Origin of the sequence: Bartonella senegalensis OS02, assembly GCF_000312545.1 — a bacterium.
Taxonomy (GTDB): Bacteria; Pseudomonadota; Alphaproteobacteria; order Rhizobiales; family Rhizobiaceae; genus Bartonella; species Bartonella senegalensis.
The window spans coordinates 54,985-56,965 of record NZ_HE997543.1; the positions used below are offsets into that span (position 1 = coordinate 54,985).

Genomic DNA, 1,981 nt, shown 5'->3' on the forward strand with positions numbered 1-1,981 from the left:
AGTTGGCTCCGGAGACGGTTCAGGACGAGGACCTGGTTCTGGCTCAGGCTTAGGACGAGGACTTGGCTCGGGCTCAGGATGAGGTTCTGGTTCAGGAGTAACATATTTATTTTCGAGGCGAAAATCCCAAAATTCTCCACTCCCTTTAACTAATCTTTGATTGGGATGCGCCTTCCCTAAACTGGATGCTGGACCATACGCATACATTCGATACTGATAAGGTGAATGCTGCGCTGTGACATAGCCGCTATCCAACTGAAAAGAATCCTCCGTTGCCGTTCCAGAAACCTGAATGATTGAAATTCCTTGGTTATTTCCACCATTCCCCGTGTATCCCCCTGGACTTTCTGGAATGTTACGGACATATACTGCCGTTTTTCCCTCAACATCACCATGTATCAAAACACGATCAGTCTTTTGATTATCGAAAGAGCCACCACTATTCAAATACGTATTCAAATAAATATGCGCACCATCCTCTGCCTTATAAACAACACCTTTTCCTTTTCCAATTTTGAGTGTATGAGGAGTATAATCCCGATTAAGCCTCGATGAGGTAAATTTAATAGCACTATTATTCATAAGAGTTACGTGTGAAACAGATGAATCATTTGTACGATCATATTCACGCGCCCATCTCACTCGCGGTTTTTGTAAAGTCCATTCAGAATCGTCACCTAAATAAAGTTCAGCAATAGAAATCTCATCAACATACGCCCCCCCTTCAAGGTCAGAAGCAACAGCCAAAATCGCCAAAGAAGCGCCCTTCTCAGCTTTTAATAATAAATTTTCTGAACTCAGAGCACTTTGCTTCAAATGAACAACACCATTCGTGATATGGGTACTAGCAATTGCAGTATTCTGAACAGAAAATTTTGTTCTGCTCAAATGAACAAATTCCATTCTGGGACGAACTTTTCTTTCCTCTGATACAAGATTGTCGCTAAGTCCATATTCTGTCCACGGTCTCTCTCCTTTAAAATATATACCGTAAGATCCTTCACCCGCTACTGTAATAGAAGAAGACTTAACATCAACTTTAGTCACATAAGCCTTAGTCTCAAAATCTTCAGATCTAGAAACTTCATTCAATAAGTTTTCATCACCAAGCTGCAAAATGGAATTTGAAGTACGAACTGTATTTTCTGATAATATGCCATGAACATTGGTAGCATTAACAGTCGCCCCCTCTAAATTAATCAGACCACCTAAATCCGAATGCAAAACAGCATGATTTTTGTTGTTTTTTTCTTCACCTTTTCCCGTAATCTCAGTGTCCTTAAGGATTATTTTCCCACCCAAAGTCAAAGAAGCCCCATGACTGTTGGTGAAATGAATCGATCCACCTTCCATTTTAATTTCTGCACCACCATTCCCATAAAGACTGCCTTTCCCATCGCTCGTCTTAACTTTTGTATTTTTTAAAGTAACTACCGCACTGCCTATTGCCTCAACACCCATACTACTTTTCCCAATAATCCCATTCTCTATTTCTATTATTCCACCACTAGTATAAAGAGCTACTTCTGTATTCTTGATGTCGGGCGACTTCAAAACAATCTTGCCGTTTTTAGTTACAGACACACCATATTTAAATTTTTTACTAGGAACTCGACTCCTAACAATCACATTATTTCCCTCAACTCTACTAGCTATCCCCTTTACTGTTATAGCAGTACTATTAGAGGCATATTCTGAAGAATTCTTATTCGTAATCTTATAAGATTTATTATCAATTTTACCCTTTTTACAATCATCACATATATAATATAATCCATTATATAGTGTATACTTCTTGTTAACAGAGTCATATTTGTAAACATACGTATTACCACTCTTATCCCCACCCATTCCACTAAGAGGACTATCAGCATTACTCCCACTAAGACCACTCACGCTACCAATTCTGCTCCCAGAAAGAGGAAAAGTGGATATAGAGTATTGACCATTAGACACAGGAGTAACAGTGATCTTATAAGGA

The 1,981-nt window shown here is 39.1% G+C and carries 1 pseudogene; it reads right to left on the reverse strand.

The features are described 5' to 3' along the window. Nucleotides 1-1,629: pseudogene (locus BN200_RS09410) on the reverse strand (autotransporter outer membrane beta-barrel domain-containing protein); the annotation flags it as partial. Nucleotides 1,630-1,981: the final 352 nt, after the last annotated feature.